Below are 16,555 nucleotides of genomic sequence, written 5' to 3' on the forward strand. Positions count from 1 at the left end.
TCATGGCACCGCGTAAATCCGTATTGAAGCTTGCAAATGTCGAACGTCATTATGGCCAGGGAGAAACGACGCTTTCTATTCTGAAAGGCGCCGATTTCGAGCTGAGAACGGGCGAGATCGTCGCACTCGTAGCGCCTTCGGGTACAGGCAAGTCGACTCTCCTGCACTTGGCAGGCTTGCTCGAACATCCAGATAGTGGCGAAGTCTTTGTCGGCGGCCGCTCGTGCAACGATTTGCCGGACGACCAGCGCACCGCCATCCGTCGCTCGGAAATCGGCTTCGTCTACCAGTTCCACCATCTCCTGCCGGAATTCTCGGCGATCGAGAATATCATGATGCCGCAGCTGATCGGCGGCCTGTCCAAGGCCGAGGCGAAGGAGAGGGCAGCCCAGCTTCTCGATTACATGCGCATCGGCCACCGCGCCGAACACCGTCCGGCGGAACTCTCCGGCGGCGAGCAGCAGCGTGTCGCGATCGCCCGCGCGGTTGCCAATGCGCCACGCGTGCTTCTGGCCGACGAACCGACCGGCAATCTCGATCCGAAGACCGCATCCTACGTCTTCGACGCGCTGGAGGCCCTGGTCCGCCAGTCTGGCCTTGCCGCCCTAATCGCCACCCACAACCACGAACTCGCCGCCCGCATGGACCGCCGTGTTACGCTGGAAGCCGGTAAGGTGGTGGAGTTCTGAGGATTGCTTGGCTCCTGCTATCAACTGTGAGGTAGTAACGGCTCGGAGACCTTGCCCTTCTCCTTAAGAAGTCTAGCGCTTAGCCTTTCGGCTAAGACGCTGATTTGTTTGGCGCCGCGATTGTTTACCTCTCCTTGCGGGAGAGAAGGCAATGTCGAAATCTTAGCCAAAGACTAGGTTTCAGAAATTGCGAGAGAGGGGCTATTCACGCCCGGGGACGTTTCTCCCTCCCGCTCCAACGATCCCAACCACTTACCAATCTTCCATCCCTGCACTCAAAGCCCGTGCGTACAATGCCCCGTGCCGCTTCGGCTACTCCGGTCCGCATAACAGGCGAGGCGGAACCAGTGACCGGGTGACCCGCCCCTTATGCATGCAGATCACCCGGGCTGCGCAGAAATGGCCTGCCCCTGAATAAGGCGTGCGTGTGTCGCACGCATCGCTGCCGGACGCCCAACCGCCGCTGACGGACCGGAGTTGCGCCGAAAAACACACCGAACGGGACACGCCGAGCGTCACATAGAAAAAAATTCAATTCGAGGCAGCCGACCTGTCCCGGCCGAAACAAAAAGCCTAGGCACCGAGGGCGAAATCCGTCTTCAAGTCTGTCCGCTTTAGGAAAGTGTTTACTATCGGGGCGGGGATATGGCGCAAAATTCGTTTCCTTTTTGTTCTGTTATTGACTCACGTACAAAAAGAGAACAAATTAAAAACATAACGAACACGGGAGACAACGATGACTGACCTTCTTCGTGATATTGCCGCTTTCGCGTCCATCGCAACCTTCGTCGCCACGCTGTCGATGTTGATGATTGCCATGTAACCTTGCTTCGGCGCCCGCGCCGGGCGCCGCCGCCTCTGGAATGCGCTGCCGAAAACCGTTGAGCGGTGAATTCAAAACTGGACTTGAGTCGTCGCGCGCCTGAAAATAGAGCGATTGAATCAAAGGTATGGCGATAGACATGGCGGAACAGGCAAAGACAGGATCGGCAGACGAAATCCTCGGGGAGACCCCGCAATTCGTCCATCTGCGCCTGCATTCGGCCTACTCGCTGCTCGAAGGTGCGCTTCCGCTCAAGAAGGTCCTCGGCAAGGCCGTCGCGGACAATCAACCCGCGATCGCCATCACCGATACCAACAATCTTTTTGTTGCGCTTGAATTCGCCCAGAAGGCGACGGGCGACGGTCTGCAGCCGATCATTGGATGCCAGCTGTCGATCGACATGCAGGACCAGGAAGAGGATCGTCGCGGCAACCAGCTCGCCAAGCTGCCCGCCATCGTTCTCCTCGCCGCCAATGCCGAAGGCTATGAACGGCTGGTCGATCTCGTCAGCCGGGCCTATCTCGGCGGCGAAGGGGTAAGCGAAACCCATATTTGCGCCTCCTGGCTGGATGAGCTTGGCACTGCAGGTCTGATCGCATTGACCGGTGCCGCTTCCGGCCCGGTGGATCGGGCGGTCAAAGAAGGGCATGCGGGCCTGGCGGTCGAAAGACTGTTGCGCCTCAAAACCCTGTTTGGCGACAGGCTCTATCTCGAACTGCAGCGACACGGCAATTATGATCGCCGCCATGAGCATCGCATGGTCGATCTCGCCTATGAGCACGATATCCCGTTGGTCGCGACCAACGAGGCCTTTTTTCCCTCCAAGGCTGATTACGATGCCCATGATGCGCTGATGGCGGTTGCCCATGGCGCGATCGTTTCCGACGACAGCCGCTTTCGCCTCACACCGGATCATTACCTGAAAAGCCGCGCCGAAATGGCGAAGCTTTTCGCCGACCTGCCCGAAGCGCTGGAAAACACCGTCGAGATCGCCCGCCGCTGCTCCTTCATCCTGAAGACACGCAATCCCATCCTGCCGCGTTTCACCGGCGTCAGTGATCATCCGGAGGAGGACGAACGCAAGGAAGCCGCCGAGCTTCGCCGCCAGGCGGTCGAGGGGCTGGATCATCGGCTTGAAGAACTTGGGCTGAGTGCCGGTTTCACCGAGAAGGATTATCGCGAACGTCTCGATTTCGAACTGTCGATCATCGAACGGATGAAGTTTCCGGGATACTTCCTTATCGTTGCCGACTTCATCAAATGGGCGAAGCAGCACAATATCCCGGTCGGTCCGGGCCGTGGTTCCGGTGCAGGATCGCTCGTCGCTTACGCGCTCACCATCACCGACGTTGATCCGCTGCGCTTCTCGCTTCTGTTCGAACGCTTCCTCAATCCGGAACGCGTCTCGATGCCCGACTTCGACATCGACTTCTGCCAGGATCGCCGCGAAGAGGTGATCCGCTACGTGCAGCAGAAATATGGCCGAGAGCAGGTGGCGCAGATCATTACCTTCGGTTCGCTGCAGGCGCGCGCGGCATTGCGCGACGTCGGCCGCGTGCTGGAAATGCCCTATGGCCAGGTCGACCGCATCTGCAAGCTGGTGCCGAACAATCCGGCCAACCCGACACCGCTCTCCAAGGCAATCGAGGAAGAGCCGAAATTCCAGGAAGAGGTGGACAAGGAGCCGGTCGTCGGCCGTCTTCTCGATATCGCCCAGAAGATCGAAGGCCTGTACCGTCACGCCTCGACCCACGCCGCCGGTATCGTCATCGGCGATCGCCCGCTGTCGAAGTTGGTGCCGATGTATCGAGACCCGCGCTCGGACATGCCGGTCACCCAGTTCAACATGAAATGGGTCGAGCAGGCCGGTCTGGTCAAATTCGACTTCCTCGGCCTGAAGACGCTGACAGTGTTGAAGACGGCGGTCGATTTCTGCCGCAAGCGCGACATCCATGTCGATCTGGCAAAAATCCCGCTCGACGACAAGCTGACCTATGAAATGCTGTCGCGCGGCGAAACGGTCGGCGTGTTCCAGGTGGAAAGTGCCGGTATGCGCAAGGCGCTGATCGGCATGAAGCCCGACTGTATCGAGGACATCATCGCGCTGGTGGCGCTTTATCGTCCGGGTCCGATGGAGAACATCCCGACCTATAACGCCCGCAAGCATGGCGAGGAAGAGATCGAGTCGGTCCATCCGTCGATCGACTATCTGCTAAAGGAAACTCAGGGCGTTATTGTCTACCAGGAGCAGGTCATGCAGATCGCCCAGGTCCTGTCGGGTTATTCGCTCGGCGAGGCCGATCTTCTGCGCCGCGCCATGGGTAAGAAGATCAAGGAGGAGATGGACAAGCAGAGCGAGCGCTTTGTCGATGGCGCCGTCAAGAACGGCGTATCGAAGCCGCAGGCGAAGAACATTTTCGAACTGCTCGCCAAGTTCGCCAACTACGGCTTCAACAAGTCTCACGCCGCAGCCTACGCTATCGTCTCCTACCAAACGGCCTATATGAAGGCGCATTATCCGGTCGAGTTCCTCGCCGCGACCATGACCTACGATATGGCCAACTCCGAAAAGCTCAACGATTTTCGCGAGGATGCCGGCCGTCTCGGTATCAAGGTTTTCCCGCCGTCGGTTCAGACCTCGTTCCGCCATTTCGAGACGGGCGAGGCGAAGATTTATTATGCACTCGCCGCCATCAAGGGCGTCGGTGAATCGGCTGTCGAGCACATCACGGAAGTCCGCGGCGACAAGCCTTTCGCCGGCATCGAGGATTTCTGCATGCGGATCGACCCCAAGCAGATCAACCGCCGCGTTCTGGAAAGCCTGATTTCCGCTGGTGCTTTCGATTGCTTCGGCCATGACCGAGCCCAGTTGATCGCCGGTCTCGACCGGATCATCGGTTATGCGCAGCGCGCGCAGGAAGAGAAGGTCTCAGGCCAGTCCGATTTCTTCGGCTCCGGCTCCAGCAGCGGCCCCGAAAAACTGATCCTGCCGACATTCAATCCGTGGATGCCGTCGGAAATGCTGATGCGCGAATATCAGGTTCTCGGCTTTTATCTGTCGGCCCACCCGCTCGATACCTACAAGGATGTCCTGTCGAAACTCAGGGTGCAGACCTTTGCCGATTTTGCTGCCTCTGTCCGCCAGGGAGCGACCGCCGGGCGTCTGGCCGGTACGGTGACAGGTCGGCAGGAGCGCAAGACCAAGACCGGCAACAAGATGGGCATCATCACTTTTTCGGACTCATCCGGCCAGTTCGAAGCGGTGCTGTTTTCCGAGGCATTGGCGCAATACCGAGACCTGCTCGAACCCGGCAGGTCGCTGGTCATCACCGTCCAGGCTGACGAGCGGCCGGAAGGCATCGGCCTGCGCATCCAGACGGCTCAGTCGCTGGAAGAACAGTCGATCCGTATGCAGAAGGCACTGCGTGTCTTTGTTCGAGATGCAGGACCGCTGAAGACCGTCGCCAACCATCTGAACATGCGTGGCGAAGGCCTGGTTTATTTCATTGTCATCAAGGAAGACGGCCGCCGCGAGATCGAGGTGGAGCTTACGCAGAGATATCGGCTCTCGCCGGAAATGGCAGCTGCACTCAAGGCCGCGCCCGGTGTGCTGGATGTCGAACTCGTCCAGTAGCAGGCTCGGTTACTTTGGCTGACCGGAAAGAGCTGAGCGTTCGTGGAAACCGATCCTAGAGACGGCTTTCTCCATGCAGTTCACTTGCCTCGGCCTCGTCGAGGCCCGTGAGCTTGACCTGATTACGCCCGGCATTCTTCGCCGCATAAAGCGCCTGGTCCGCCTGCCGGTAGGCCTCGGCCAGTCTGGCAGCCGAGGTCACGGGAGATACGCCGAAACTCGCGGTGACGATCAGGCCATCGGGCAGATCGGGCAATGTCATTGTTGCGGCCCGCAGCGCCTGAGCAAACAGCGCCGCGGCGCTGATATCGGTGTCGGGCAAGAATATCGCGAACTCCTCGCCGCCGATGCGGCCGAGTGCTGCCCTCTTGGGCGCGCTGTCGTTCATCAATTGCCCAAAGCTCTGGATCACCATGTCCCCCACATGATGCCCATAGGTGTCGTTGATGCGCTTGAAATGGTCGAGGTCGCAGAGAATGACGGCATGTTTGCCATGCGATGCTGCACTTAGGATGGATTGAACCTGCCGGTTGAACCCGCGCCTGTTGGCGATAGCCGACAGGGTGTCCCTTTCCGATTCACTTCGCTGGTCCGCCATGATCTCAAGCACAAGAGCTGCCAGCAGCGTCAGTCCCACGGCCACCACCAAGATGGCCGTGGCGCTCTGTGAGATCAGCGCGTAGTTGGTGTGAATGTAGTCTTTGGCGGCAGAGCCTGCGCCGACCAGAACTGCCAGACCGGCCTTGGCAAAGAAATGCAGGCCGGTGAACAGCGTGAGCATTCCGAGAAAGCGATCGATCATCTGCCGCCCGCGGGAGGCGAGGATGACAAAGGCGCTGTCGAGAAGCACGATTGCGAACGGGCTCTGATAGGAGACGGCCTGTATCAGCGTTCCGCGGGGCATGTCATAGATCACATAACACAAGATGATGCTTGCGCTGACGAAAAACGCAGCGATACGCTTGTCGAGCCTGCGCCCATAGAGATGTCCAATTCCGATCCGCAGCAGCATCATGCCGATCAGAACCGTCGCGAATGCACCAATTGCCCATATCTTTGGGGTGTCCGTATAAGCGACCAGAAGCTCGCAGACCGCAGACAGTGATGCGACGCCGAACCCTGCCGCCAGCCAGAGCGCAGCCCGGCGCGAGCGGCTTCGGGTGGCAACAACGGCGAAGACCGCGCTGAAGCAAACCGCAACGACGAAATTCACGCCCAGGAAAAAAGCTACACCGTTCATCAATCCATCACGGCAGTCAGGATCGCGTTCTTGTACTTTGGAGCGCTGTTTCCTGAACAATAGGCAAGTGTTTTTTACCGGTTATATCGATCGGCGATCAGCAATCAATTAGCAGATATGCCCTTTCCAAGATTGCTCTGTGGCAATCCGTCCGGTGAGTGCCTGCGGCTCTCATGTCGACGGATGTCTGATCGCGTCTCGCCGCTTGCCCGGCGCAAGGAATACTACGATCATGCCTGACGGCTGAAACAGAGGGCGATCGCATGGAGCTCCCGCCGACCCATGCTGAATATTTCGGACATGTGCGCACCATCATCGGCATGGTTCTGGCGCTGAGCCTTGCGCGTCTCGTCAATGGTCTGACGCGTTTCGTCCAGCACCCGGGAACGATCAAGGTCTATCCGGTTCATCTCGGCTGGGTCGTCTTTCTGCTCATCACCATCGTGCATTTCTGGTGGTACGAGTTTCACCTGATGTTCGTCCCCGTCTGGACATTTCCGCTCTACGGGTTCCTGATCTTCTACACGATGATTTTCGCCGCTTTGACAGCCTTGCTGTTTCCCGACCAGATGACCGACTACAGGGGCTTCGAGGATTATTTCGAACAAAGAAAACGCTGGTTTTTCGGGCTTCTTGCCTTTGCGGCCCTGCTTGATATCGGCGATACCATGGCCAAGGGTGAAGACTATTTCCACTCGCTTGGCATGGAATATCCCATTCGCCAGGCGGCGTTTGTCGCGATATCGATCATTGCGATGTTCATCAGGTCCAGACGAGGCCAGCTGGTTCTGGTCGTTGCCGCAATCGCCTATCAGGTAAGTTGGATTGTCAGGCTTTACGATATTCTGTGATGGATAGTTTGATGCCGTTCATCCACCCGGAGGACGGTCATGGAAGAAAAACAACACATAACCGTCCAACACTGATGGAAGCGTCACCCATGGGGGACACGGGTTTCGGGGGTACTTCCATGCCGCTCAGGTAGAAAGTGAACGTGGTCGCAATGTGGCGTAGTGCACGGTTTGACTTGCGACTTTCGTCTAGCCTGCCTCGGCTGAAAGCTTTGGTGTCGCCTTCCATGCTTCAAAGCGATACCATGTTTCAGACCGAGGCAAACAAGCTGGTCCGGATTTTGGCAATCAATACAGCCCGATACCGCCGATATATGATTCTTTTTTCGAACGGCGCGCGGGTTTCGGTTCGCTCTGGTTGAGACCTGCCTGAGCGATATTGGCCTGGGAGCGCGTCAGTGTTACGAAGTCGGTGCCTTTGCCGGTTTCCGGACCAAGACCCTGGTCCGTAATGGTCAGCGATGTGCCGTTTGCCATCAGTTCGCCGATACGCTCGCGCACGTCCTTGGGAATGTCTACCCGGTCGAGTGCCATCGCCGCAGCGTTGGGAATGCTTGAATCTGCCGGCTTGTCGATGCCGAACTCTTTCATTTCGTCAGCGGTCATCTCGTTCTTCAACGTGATCGCATGCCACTCGGCGGTCTCTGCATTCCGCTCAAGATGATCGGCTGTGAAGAAATACGTGCCGAGAGCCTGTTCCGGGTGCTTGATGCCAACAGGCGCCTCGAACAGCGGTTCGAAATTGCGGCGCACGAGGATCTGACCTGCCGGCGGCTCTTTTTCTCCGGCCGAATGATAGAGCGCAGCAAGAAAATCCTTGCTGATCATCGTGCCGCTGGCCGGAAGACCCTTCCACCGCTTATAGGCGGCGATCGCATCACGGGTCATCGGCCCTGCAATCCCGTCGGCAACACCAGCGTCGAAGCCGAGATCCGTCAGATGGGTTTGTATATCAAGCATGGTTTCGCGTGCGCCACGACGATGAATGAGTATGCGCAGCGGCGCTGGATCTTCCGGAACGACTGCCTGCAAGGAACCGGTCGACATAGGATCGGTGTCGGCCATTGCCACATCGTAGGATCCGTCGGCGGCCTTTTTCATCGCGGTCGGTCGCAGATCGGCATTCGGAAACAGCGGTTCCGATGGCAGACGCTTCAACGGCATGAAGAGGTTGGCGTTTTCGATTTTCACCGGCTTCACCGGTGCATCGGCGATCACCACATGCACGCCGCGTTCCGTCATGTCGTAGATCGCCTTGGCGGTCCCGGTCGGAATGCGAACGCAGCCATGCGATGCCGGATAGTTCGGCACGTTGCCTTCGTGAAGTGCGATACCGGACCATGTGAGGCGCTGCATGAAGGGCATGGGAGCGTTCGAATAGATATTCGATTCATGGTATTTGCGCTTCTCCAGAATCGAGAAGATTCCGCTCGGCGTCGTGTGTCCGGCTTTTCCGGTAGAGACCTTCGTGGTCGTTACGACCTTTTCGCCGTCATAGACCGTCATCGACTGCTGGTCTTTCGATACGATGATCTGGAGCGTTGCGGTGTCGGCAAAAGCAGACTGAGAAAGGATGGTCCCGGACAGGAGTCCGAGGCTGAACAAAACGCCACGCAACATGAAGACCTCTTACGCATTACAATGGTCGGCAATTTAGCGTGTTAAACTTAATGAAAATTTTCTGAAAAGTGGCAGGATCGTGTCAATTCATCACGTTCCTGCGATTTCGAAATGAATTCCCGACACGCTTCTTATGGCTCAACGACGCTTGTCGCCAAACGTGTAACCAGTCTCGACAGCCGCCTTGCCGAACTTGTCACGCAGCTTGTCCATTGCCGCTTCAGCCGCCGCCCGCCGCCCTGCCTGTTGATCGACGAGATCTGGCGGGTCCGCCAGTGCCGGATCGCAAAGATCGGTTACCCCGATCCCGAGCAGGCGGAATTTCGTGCCGTCCGTTTCCTTCTCCATCAGCGAAAGGCCGGTGCGGAAGATGCGGTCGGCAAGCTGTGTCGGGTCTTCCAGCCGCCTGTTGCGTGTCCGGCTCTTGAAATCGGCCGTTTTCATCTTGAGCACAACCGTATGACCGGCGATCTCGTGCTTCTTCAAGCGTGCGGACACTTTTTCCGAAAGGCGTCGCAGGACAGGCACGAGGTCATCATGCCGGGAAATGTCTTCGAAGAATGTCGTTTCGGCCGAAACGCTCTTTGCCGCATCATTCAAATGCACTTCGCGCTCGTCCATCCCGCGGGAAAGCCTGTAGAGACGCTGGCCCATCGAGCCGTAGCGGCGCATCAGGTCGCCTTCCTCCATCTGCTGCAGCTGGCTGATCGTGCGGATGCCATCGGCCTCCAGCGTGGCGCTGAACGCCTTGCCGACCCCCCAGATGGTGGTGACAGGACGAGGAGCTAGGAAATCCTTCGCTTCTGCCTCGCCGATGACGGAAAAACCACGCGGTTTCTGCAGGTCGGAAGCGACCTTGGCGAGGAACTTGCAATAGGAAAGCCCGATGGAAATCGAAATTCCGAGTTCGCTCTCAATGCGCTTTGCGAATTTGGCAAGGATGCGTGCCGGCGGATCGCGATGCAGCCGTTCGGTTCCCGCAAGTTCGAGAAACGCCTCATCGATCGAAAGCGGTTGAACGAGGGGCGTAAGCTCCATCATCAGCTGCCGCACCTGACGGCCAACGCCTACATATTTTTCCATATCGGGGCGTATGACGACAGCGTTGGGGCAGAGTTCCAGCGCCTTGAACATCGGCATTGCCGATCTGACGCCGCTGATGCGGGCGATGTAGCAGGCGGTCGATACGACACCGCGCTTGCCGCCGCCGATAATCACCGGCTTGTCTGCAAGCTCCGGATTGTCGCGTTTTTCGATCGTCGCATAAAAAGCGTCGCAGTCGATATGCGCCAGCGTCAGATCGTAAAGCTCACGATGATAGACAAGCCGGGGCGATCCGCATTTGCGGCAACGGCGCGTCTCCGCCTTCTGCTCGGCAAGGCAGTCGCGACAGAAACCCAAAATTATGTCGGCCGAAGAGGTCATGTCAGGAACAAAGATTGAACATCGGCACGATAAGCCGCAATCGATTGGCACTCAAGAGGATGAGGCAAGTGTGCAATGGTTTGTTGCCGGTGGACGCCCGCTTGGCTCGGTTGCGAATTAACGGCCTATATGCGCGCGAATGAGATCTCCGGCCTGCGCCCAATCAAGCGCCCTTGTAATGCCGTCATCCGGCTTCGGTGCCAGAAGATGCAGCGGGGAATCCGGCATCATGTGCAGGACAAGGCAGTTGTCGACATGGTCGCGCACCGAATGAAGATTGTGCGCCATGTCGTCGATGAAGACTGAGGGCAGGGCGCGTTCGCCATGGATGCGTCGCATTACCGGTCCCTTCGGTTCTTCCGTTGCGACAAGCGGAAAGTCGAAGCCGAGCCGGTCGAGCAGGCGTCGTCGTGACTCGCTGTAGCGGGGCGGCATCGCGGTGAGGAACATCACGTCGGCATCGGCGCCAAGCGCATTCAGCGTATCGAGCGCGAGATCGAAAGGTGTCTGCCACTCTTCCTGTTGCTCGAAGAACGAACCGATCAACTGTTTGACCGCCATGTCCTCGACCGCGACATCCGTGCCGACAGTAACGATATTGCCGGTGAGCCTGAATGAACGCGGCAGCAGTTCCAGCCCATCCTTTTTCAGGTAGTGTTCAAACGGGGCAAAGAATTGCAGCACCACGTCATCCACGTCGCAGACGATCAGCGGCCTGTCTTTCAGGCTGATATGGGACAAGTCGAGGATTTCGCTCATCTCAGAAGTCTCCGGGACCGATATAGGGACCGGAATAATGATGATGCGCGGCAATGACAGTCTCTGGCTTGGTCCCTGTGGCTTCGCAGAATGCCAACAATGTCGGTTCATGGCCCATCACGAAGTCGATCATGCCGGCCAGGAAGCCGGGATCTGATATGGCTGACCGTATCTGATCAGGTGACACGCCGGACAGCGCAAGAAAACGCTGCATCATATCCGGTTCGCCGGCCATCCAGCCAAGCACCGCGGCAGCCGTCTCTTCGGCGTTGACGCGTCTGGCGTCCTGTTCGGTCGTTTTCGGCGGCATTGTTCGGGAGTTACCTCTTCTCAACCAAATGGCCCTAGTCTTGGCGAAACGGAGCTCAGTGGAATCAACCATTTTGGAGCTTATATACCGAACATACGCTTTTGAAGGCGCGATTTGAGGAATGGATCGCAATGCCCAAACGGGTCATGATTGTCGAAGACAACGAGCTGAACATGAAGCTCTTCCGCGATCTGATCGAGGCGTCGGGCTATGAAACGATCCAGACCCGAAACGGCATGGAAGCGCTCGATCTCGCCCGCAAGCATCGTCCCGATCTTATCCTGATGGATATCCAGCTCCCCGAAGTTTCCGGTCTGGAAGTCACCAAGTGGCTAAAGGAAGACGACGAACTTCATGTCATCCCGGTCATCGCCGTAACTGCCTTCGCCATGAAGGGGGACGAGGAACGCATTCGCCAGGGTGGATGCGAAGCCTATGTTTCCAAGCCGATCTCGGTGCCGAAATTCATAGAAACAATCAAGACTTACCTCGGCGACGCATGATGCGGGGAGCACGGGCATGACAGCGCGGATATTGGTGGTCGATGACATTTCGGCCAATGTGAAGCTTCTCGAAGCGCGTCTGTTGGCTGAATATTTCGACGTGTTGACGGCCGATGACGGCTACAAGGCACTGGCGATCTGCGAAAGCACCCCACTGGATTTGATACTGCTCGACATCATGATGCCCGGCATCGATGGTTTCGAAGTATGCGAGCGTCTGAAGGCCAATCCCAAGACGGCTCATATTCCCGTCGTCATGGTGACGGCCCTCGACCAGCCTTCCGACCGTGTACGCGGGCTGAAGGCCGGTGCCGACGATTTCCTCACCAAGCCGGTCAATGACGTCCAGCTGATCTCCCGCGTTCGCAGCCTCGTGCGCCTGAAGGCTCTGAGCGACGAGTTACGAATTCGGGCCGACACGGCCCATAGCCTCGTTATCGAGGATATACTCAGGGGCGCAGACGGCCGCGAAGATATCGGCCAGATTTTGCTTGTCGACGGTCGCGCAAGCTCGCAGGAGCGCATCACGAAGGCGCTGAAGCCGGTTTGCAACGTCGTCGCGATGTCTGATCCGCAGGCCGCGATCTTCGAAGCCGCGGAAAACAGTTTCGATCTTGTCATCGTCAATGCCAATTTCGACGACTACGATCCCCTGCGCCTATGCTCTCAGCTACGTTCACTGGAACGGACGCGCTTCCTGCCGATTCTGCTGGCGGCCGAAGCCGGTGCCGAGGACATGATCGTTCGCGCGCTCGATCTCGGCGTCAACGACTACATCGTTCGTCCGATCGACCCGAATGAATTGCTGGCGCGTACGCTCACCCAAATCAAGCGGAAGCGTTACAACGATCGCCTGCGGATGAGCGTCAAGCACACGATCGAGCTCGCCGTCACGGATGCCCTGACGGGTTTGAATAATCGTCGATATCTCGACAATCATCTGAAGATACTCTTCAACCGAGCCGCGGCTCGTTCGCGCCCTCTGTCGATCTGCCTCATGGATATCGATCGGTTCAAATCAGTGAACGATACATACGGCCACGACGCTGGTGACGACGTGCTGCGCGAGTTCGCCTCCCGGATTCGCTCGACAGTTCGAGGAGCAGATCTTGCCTGCCGGTACGGCGGTGAAGAATTTGTCGTTGTTATGCCGGACACGGATGCGACAGCATCGGCTGCTGTCGCAGAGCGTCTGCGAGCCATCATCGAGAAGACACCGTTCGTACTTAAAAATGCCGGAACCGCAATCGAGCTGACGGCATCTTTCGGCCTCTCCTGCAGCACCGGAGATGCCGACACGCCGGAGCAACTGCTGAAGCAGGCCGATCAGGCACTTTATAAGGCCAAAGCTGACGGACGAAACCGCGTCGTTGCAAATGCGGCTTGATCGCGAATCGGCGACAGAAATGACAGCCGTTTCGTAAGCGGTTGATCTCGTTCAATGGTTCGGTGCCGTGGTGGCGATTTACAGACGGAATAAATCACAGCTTTGTGGCGATCTGGAAGTTCTTGAGCGTAGTGAGCCGGTGCAAAATGCCGCACGCAGTTTCACTGTTTCCAATTGGTTGAAATCCCCGGATGAAATTTGGTGAAAAGCATATCCGAGTTTAGTTGTTTGTAATTCGGTGGGCGGTTGGGCCAGAATGTCATTTTCCTGCGGAATTAATTCCGCGGCGGTTGTACCCGCCAAGAAAACTACCCGCCTTCAGGTTGGTTTTACTTCACTGCTATTAACGAGCGTTAAGTGGTTGGGCGCCGTGAGGCGCAAATTTTAACCAACAGCGAATCCATTTTTTCCTCCCAGTTAAGAATCTATTGATTTTCTTTTTCCTTTGCGTAATTTTGAACCTAACGACAAATATGTGCCATATGCGGCACTGCCATACCCCATGATGCTCAGGTCCGCCGCATCTCCTGGGTCGTGGGGTCGGTCGACCGGCAGGCATGCCAATGCGGTTCCTCGTGCCGTTATTGCAGGCTGGTCGACCCCCAAATTCAAAACGCCGCTTCCTGATGGGATGCGGCGTTTTTTCGTTTCGGCTTAAGTCGCGCTATTCGGCAGATCAGCAGGTAAAAGAAAAGGCGCCTGACCTTGTGGTCGGCGCCTTGTTCAAACTCTAAAGATCAAGTCTTACTTGATCTTGGTTTCCTTGAATTCAACGTGCTTCTTGGCAACCGGGTCGTACTTGGTCTTGGTCATCTTGTCCGTGAACGTACGGCTGTTCTTCGTCGTGACGTAGAAGAAACCGGTGTCAGCCGTCGACAGCAGCTTGATCTTGATGGTCGTAGCTTTCGCCATGGTTGTTCTGCCTCTAGAAAATAGGAAGTCGCGAGCGCAGCGTGCGCCCCGGCTAAATCTGGCGCGAAATTACAAATCGCGCGCCAAAAGTCAACTCTGTTTTGAATGGAAAAGCGTACGACACAGGGCAATCAGCACGTAAAAGCCGAAGAATGCGGCCAGTGCCCAGGCATAACCGTCGTTTCCGACAACATCCATGGCGGCCCCGATGCCCTGCGGACCGACCACGGTGCCGACCGCATAACAGAAAATGAAGGCTGCATTGGCCGCTGCGAGATCCGCTCCGCTGAGTCGCGCACCCAGATGCGCCAAGCCCACCGTATAGAGACCGGAGACGCAACCGCCCCAGAAAAACAGCACGACAGCCATGAGTAGCCAGTTGTGGATGAGCATGGGCAGGGCGAGCGATCCCAGTACACCGAGGACAGCCATTGCGGCGAGCAGCGGGCGGCGGTCTTTCAGTTTGTCGGAATAGAGACCGAGCGGGATCTGGAATGCCATGTTTCCGATGCCCATCACGGTCAGAAGCACGGCTGCCTGAGATTCCTGCAATTGTTCGCGTAGTGCATAGATAGGGAACAGCGAAAGCCCGCCGGCCGAAACCGCGCCGAAGGCGAACACGGCGGCAGTCGCCGTCGGTACGAGGAAGATGTAGTGGAAGAAATGGCGATCCGGCTTGGTGTCGAGGACCGGGCTCTCGTGCCGTGCAATAAAGATCGGGATCAGCGCCAGCAGGATGATGATGGCGCCCACCAGGAAGGGAAGGATGCCGTCGCTGCCGAGCGCGGAGAAGAGCAGGGGGCCGACTGCAAAGCCGACGGCGAGCACGGTGGCATAGATGCCGAGCACGAGACCGCGGCGACGCGGCGGGGCCGCCTCATTGATCCAGAATTCCGACAGGATGAATAGCGTGGTCGTCGCGCCGTGGAAGGCGAAACGCAGCGGGAACCACATCCAGAAGGATTGCGCGTAATAGAAGCCGAGCCCGCTTATCGAAGCGACGACAACGGCAAACATCATCGTACGCGCCACACCATAGTCATGCGCGAGCTTTGTCGTGACCGGAGCCGCAAGCATCGAGGCGACGCCGGCCATGGCCGCGTTAAGGCCGATCAGCGTCGAGGGGATGCCGCGTTTTTCAAGAATTATCGAAAGAAGTGGGAGTCCGAGCCCGATCGCAATGCCGACCGCGCTGATGGCCGCAATGGCAGCAACGAGGGACGGCCAGTGGATTTTCTCGACATGCCCGTTTTCGTCGGTCGCAGGCTGCGGCATTCATTCTTCCTTACAGTAGTGTCTGGACGAAGCGCCCGCGACGCATCGAATAGAAGGGGACGGGATTTCCAAAAGGGACGGAAGGATCGAGTTTCAACAGGTCCTTGACGTCCTCCAGTACCGTCTGAGTGATCCGCGCGAGTTTCAGACTGGAAACCGCTGCAATGTCAAGCCATTGCAAGTCTTCAAGCTCGTCCGTATCGCCGAAATGCGACATGTCGAAGACAGTCTCTTCGCAAAACCCAAGAAAGAAGCGGGTGTCATAGCGGCGAACGGCTCCCGGCGGGGTTATCGCCCGCGCGACATAACGTAACATGTCGAGATCGGGGCCATCGGCATTGACCGGCCGTATGCCGGTTTCCTCCTGCAACTCGCGAAGCGCTGCAAGCGCGAGCGCCCTGGCGCGTGCCGGTCCCATGCGGCTGGATGTGTGGGCCAGCAGCCTCTCCATCACCAGCGGGTGGAGATCATTGTTGAAGGGCAGCGCATGGTCGCCGCGGTCGCGCCGCCCGCCGGGAAACACATAGACGTCCGGCATGAACACGTGCTTGGACGCCCGACGGCCCATCAGGATCTTTGGTTGAGCGCCGGAGCGATCAACAAGGATCAGGCACGCCGCATCCTGCGTGCGGACGCGATTAGGTCCCTCGAAACGATCATCCGGCTCCGCGATATCTGCGCCTGTCGGCTTCATGCGGAAGGATCGCCGTGCTCCGGCTCCTTGCTGAACCCATGCATCCGGTAGGCCCATTGCAGGCCAATGACCCCGCCCTTGATAGGCTGAACCGTCGCGATTGCGGTCAGCACGGCAAGCGGTATCCAGATCGCCATGTGAACGAAGGGGGAGACGCGCCAGATCATGTCGGTCAGCAGGTAGCCCGTCATTAGCACGTGGCCGACAACGACGATGACGAGATAGGCCGGCAAGTCGTCGGCGCGTTGAGGCGTATAATCCTCACCGCAGACGGCGCAGTGATCGACCGGCTTGAGGAAGGCGCGGAACAGTCGGCCGTCGCCGCAATTCGGGCAGCGGCAGAGAAGGCCGCGTTTGATCGAGCGGCCTAGCGGACGTTCGGGCGCGCCTTTGCCGCCATATTGGATGGTCGATCCGGCGCGCTCGTCCATTG

14 protein-coding genes are annotated in these 16,555 nt (G+C 57.8%); 5 read left to right on the plus strand and 9 right to left on the minus strand.

What is annotated here, in order from left to right:
* The first annotated feature begins 2 nt into the window (after window positions 1-2).
* Complete coding sequence (locus JZX87_RS08895; RefSeq protein WP_148147979.1) at window positions 3-689, plus strand: ABC transporter ATP-binding protein; 687 nt, start codon at window positions 3-5, stop codon at window positions 687-689.
* Between the two features lie 962 nt (window positions 690-1,651).
* Window positions 1,652-5,146 (plus strand): DNA polymerase III subunit alpha, encoded by a 3,495-nt coding sequence (gene dnaE / locus JZX87_RS08900; RefSeq protein WP_206825152.1) that lies wholly within the window; start codon window positions 1,652-1,654, stop codon window positions 5,144-5,146.
* 55 nt (window positions 5,147-5,201) lie between these two features.
* On the opposite strand, the gene JZX87_RS08905 is transcribed toward dnaE, so the two are convergent.
* Window positions 5,202-6,386, minus strand: a complete 1,185-nt coding sequence (locus JZX87_RS08905; RefSeq protein WP_206825153.1) for a GGDEF domain-containing protein — start codon at window positions 6,384-6,386, stop codon at window positions 5,202-5,204.
* A gap of 263 nt (window positions 6,387-6,649) precedes the next feature.
* Here JZX87_RS08905 and JZX87_RS08910 point away from each other — a divergent pair, with 263 nt between their 5' ends.
* A complete protein-coding gene (locus JZX87_RS08910) occupies window positions 6,650-7,237 on the plus strand; it encodes a hypothetical protein (RefSeq protein ID WP_148147982.1) in 588 nt (195 codons plus the stop codon).
* A gap of 288 nt (window positions 7,238-7,525) precedes the next feature.
* Here the strand turns inward: JZX87_RS08910 and JZX87_RS08915 are convergent, their stop codons facing one another.
* The 4 genes from JZX87_RS08915 to JZX87_RS08930 all read right to left on the minus strand — a co-directional run bounded on the left by JZX87_RS08915 (window position 7,526) and on the right by JZX87_RS08930 (window position 11,351).
* Window positions 7,526-8,857 carry a L,D-transpeptidase family protein gene (locus JZX87_RS08915; RefSeq protein ID WP_183826908.1) on the minus strand — a complete coding sequence of 444 codons (1,332 nt, stop codon included), beginning with the start codon at window positions 8,855-8,857 and terminating at the stop codon, window positions 7,526-7,528.
* Between the two features lie 138 nt (window positions 8,858-8,995).
* The gene (locus JZX87_RS08920; RefSeq protein WP_206825154.1) at window positions 8,996-10,282 is read right to left on the minus strand and encodes a DNA polymerase IV; all 1,287 of its coding nucleotides are present in this window, start codon (window positions 10,280-10,282) and stop codon (window positions 8,996-8,998) included.
* A gap of 117 nt (window positions 10,283-10,399) precedes the next feature.
* The gene (locus JZX87_RS08925; protein WP_206825155.1) at window positions 10,400-11,041 is read right to left on the minus strand and encodes a hypothetical protein; all 642 of its coding nucleotides are present in this window, start codon (window positions 11,039-11,041) and stop codon (window positions 10,400-10,402) included.
* Window position 11,042: 1 nt separating this feature from the next.
* Window positions 11,043-11,351, minus strand: a complete 309-nt coding sequence (locus JZX87_RS08930) for a DUF3572 domain-containing protein (protein ID WP_148147986.1) — start codon at window positions 11,349-11,351, stop codon at window positions 11,043-11,045.
* A gap of 131 nt (window positions 11,352-11,482) precedes the next feature.
* Between JZX87_RS08930 and JZX87_RS08935 the strand changes: the two genes are divergently transcribed.
* Window positions 11,483-11,854 carry a response regulator gene (locus JZX87_RS08935; protein ID WP_093003064.1) on the plus strand — a complete coding sequence of 124 codons (372 nt, stop codon included), beginning with the start codon at window positions 11,483-11,485 and terminating at the stop codon, window positions 11,852-11,854.
* Window positions 11,855-11,870: 16 nt separating this feature from the next.
* On the plus strand, window positions 11,871-13,241 hold the full coding sequence (locus tag JZX87_RS08940) for a PleD family two-component system response regulator (RefSeq protein WP_148147987.1): 1,371 nt from the start codon (window positions 11,871-11,873) through the stop codon (window positions 13,239-13,241).
* Window positions 13,242-13,985: 744 nt separating this feature from the next.
* On the opposite strand, the gene rpmG is transcribed toward JZX87_RS08940, so the two are convergent.
* From rpmG to JZX87_RS08960, 4 genes are all read right to left on the minus strand, one after another.
* Window positions 13,986-14,153 (minus strand): 50S ribosomal protein L33, encoded by a 168-nt coding sequence (gene rpmG / locus JZX87_RS08945; RefSeq protein WP_112457312.1) that lies wholly within the window; start codon window positions 14,151-14,153, stop codon window positions 13,986-13,988.
* A gap of 90 nt (window positions 14,154-14,243) precedes the next feature.
* Window positions 14,244-15,428 carry an MFS transporter gene (locus tag JZX87_RS08950; RefSeq protein WP_148147988.1) on the minus strand — a complete coding sequence of 395 codons (1,185 nt, stop codon included), beginning with the start codon at window positions 15,426-15,428 and terminating at the stop codon, window positions 14,244-14,246.
* A 10-nt stretch (window positions 15,429-15,438) separates the two neighbouring features.
* A complete protein-coding gene (locus tag JZX87_RS08955; RefSeq protein ID WP_206825156.1) occupies window positions 15,439-16,122 on the minus strand; it encodes an NUDIX hydrolase in 684 nt (227 codons plus the stop codon).
* Window positions 16,119-16,553, minus strand: coding sequence for a DUF983 domain-containing protein (locus JZX87_RS08960; protein WP_183826898.1), 435 nt, complete (start codon window positions 16,551-16,553; stop codon window positions 16,119-16,121). The genes JZX87_RS08955 and JZX87_RS08960 overlap by 4 nt, the downstream gene beginning before the upstream one ends.
* Between the last annotated feature and the right edge of the window lie 2 nt (window positions 16,554-16,555).

The sequence above is a fragment of the Agrobacterium sp. Ap1 genome, assembly GCF_017313375.1.
Classification (GTDB): Bacteria; Pseudomonadota; Alphaproteobacteria; order Rhizobiales; family Rhizobiaceae; genus Neorhizobium; species Neorhizobium cellulosilyticum.

Excerpts from the sequence above, each read along its gene's own strand:
- JZX87_RS08940 (WP_148147987.1), top strand. The coding sequence starts at position 11,871 with ATGACAGCGCGGATATTGGTGGTCGATGACATTTCGGCCAATGTGAAG.
- JZX87_RS08910 (WP_148147982.1), top strand. The coding sequence starts at position 6,650 with ATGGAGCTCCCGCCGACCCATGCTGAATATTTCGGACATGTGCGCACC.
- dnaE (WP_206825152.1), top strand. The coding sequence starts at position 1,652 with ATGGCGGAACAGGCAAAGACAGGATCGGCAGACGAAATCCTCGGGGAG.
- JZX87_RS08950 (WP_148147988.1), bottom strand. The coding sequence starts at position 15,428 with ATGCCGCAGCCTGCGACCGACGAAAACGGGCATGTCGAGAAAATCCAC.
- JZX87_RS08930 (WP_148147986.1), bottom strand. The coding sequence starts at position 11,351 with ATGCCGCCGAAAACGACCGAACAGGACGCCAGACGCGTCAACGCCGAA.
- JZX87_RS08905 (WP_206825153.1), bottom strand. The coding sequence starts at position 6,386 with ATGAACGGTGTAGCTTTTTTCCTGGGCGTGAATTTCGTCGTTGCGGTT.
- JZX87_RS08935 (WP_093003064.1), top strand. The coding sequence starts at position 11,483 with ATGCCCAAACGGGTCATGATTGTCGAAGACAACGAGCTGAACATGAAG.
- JZX87_RS08955 (WP_206825156.1), bottom strand. The coding sequence starts at position 16,122 with ATGAAGCCGACAGGCGCAGATATCGCGGAGCCGGATGATCGTTTCGAG.
- JZX87_RS08895 (WP_148147979.1), top strand. The coding sequence starts at position 3 with ATGGCACCGCGTAAATCCGTATTGAAGCTTGCAAATGTCGAACGTCAT.
- rpmG (WP_112457312.1), bottom strand. The coding sequence starts at position 14,153 with ATGGCGAAAGCTACGACCATCAAGATCAAGCTGCTGTCGACGGCTGAC.
- JZX87_RS08925 (WP_206825155.1), bottom strand. The coding sequence starts at position 11,041 with ATGAGCGAAATCCTCGACTTGTCCCATATCAGCCTGAAAGACAGGCCG.
- JZX87_RS08920 (WP_206825154.1), bottom strand. The coding sequence starts at position 10,282 with ATGACCTCTTCGGCCGACATAATTTTGGGTTTCTGTCGCGACTGCCTT.
- JZX87_RS08915 (WP_183826908.1), bottom strand. The coding sequence starts at position 8,857 with ATGTTGCGTGGCGTTTTGTTCAGCCTCGGACTCCTGTCCGGGACCATC.
- JZX87_RS08960 (WP_183826898.1), bottom strand. The coding sequence starts at position 16,553 with ATGGACGAGCGCGCCGGATCGACCATCCAATATGGCGGCAAAGGCGCG.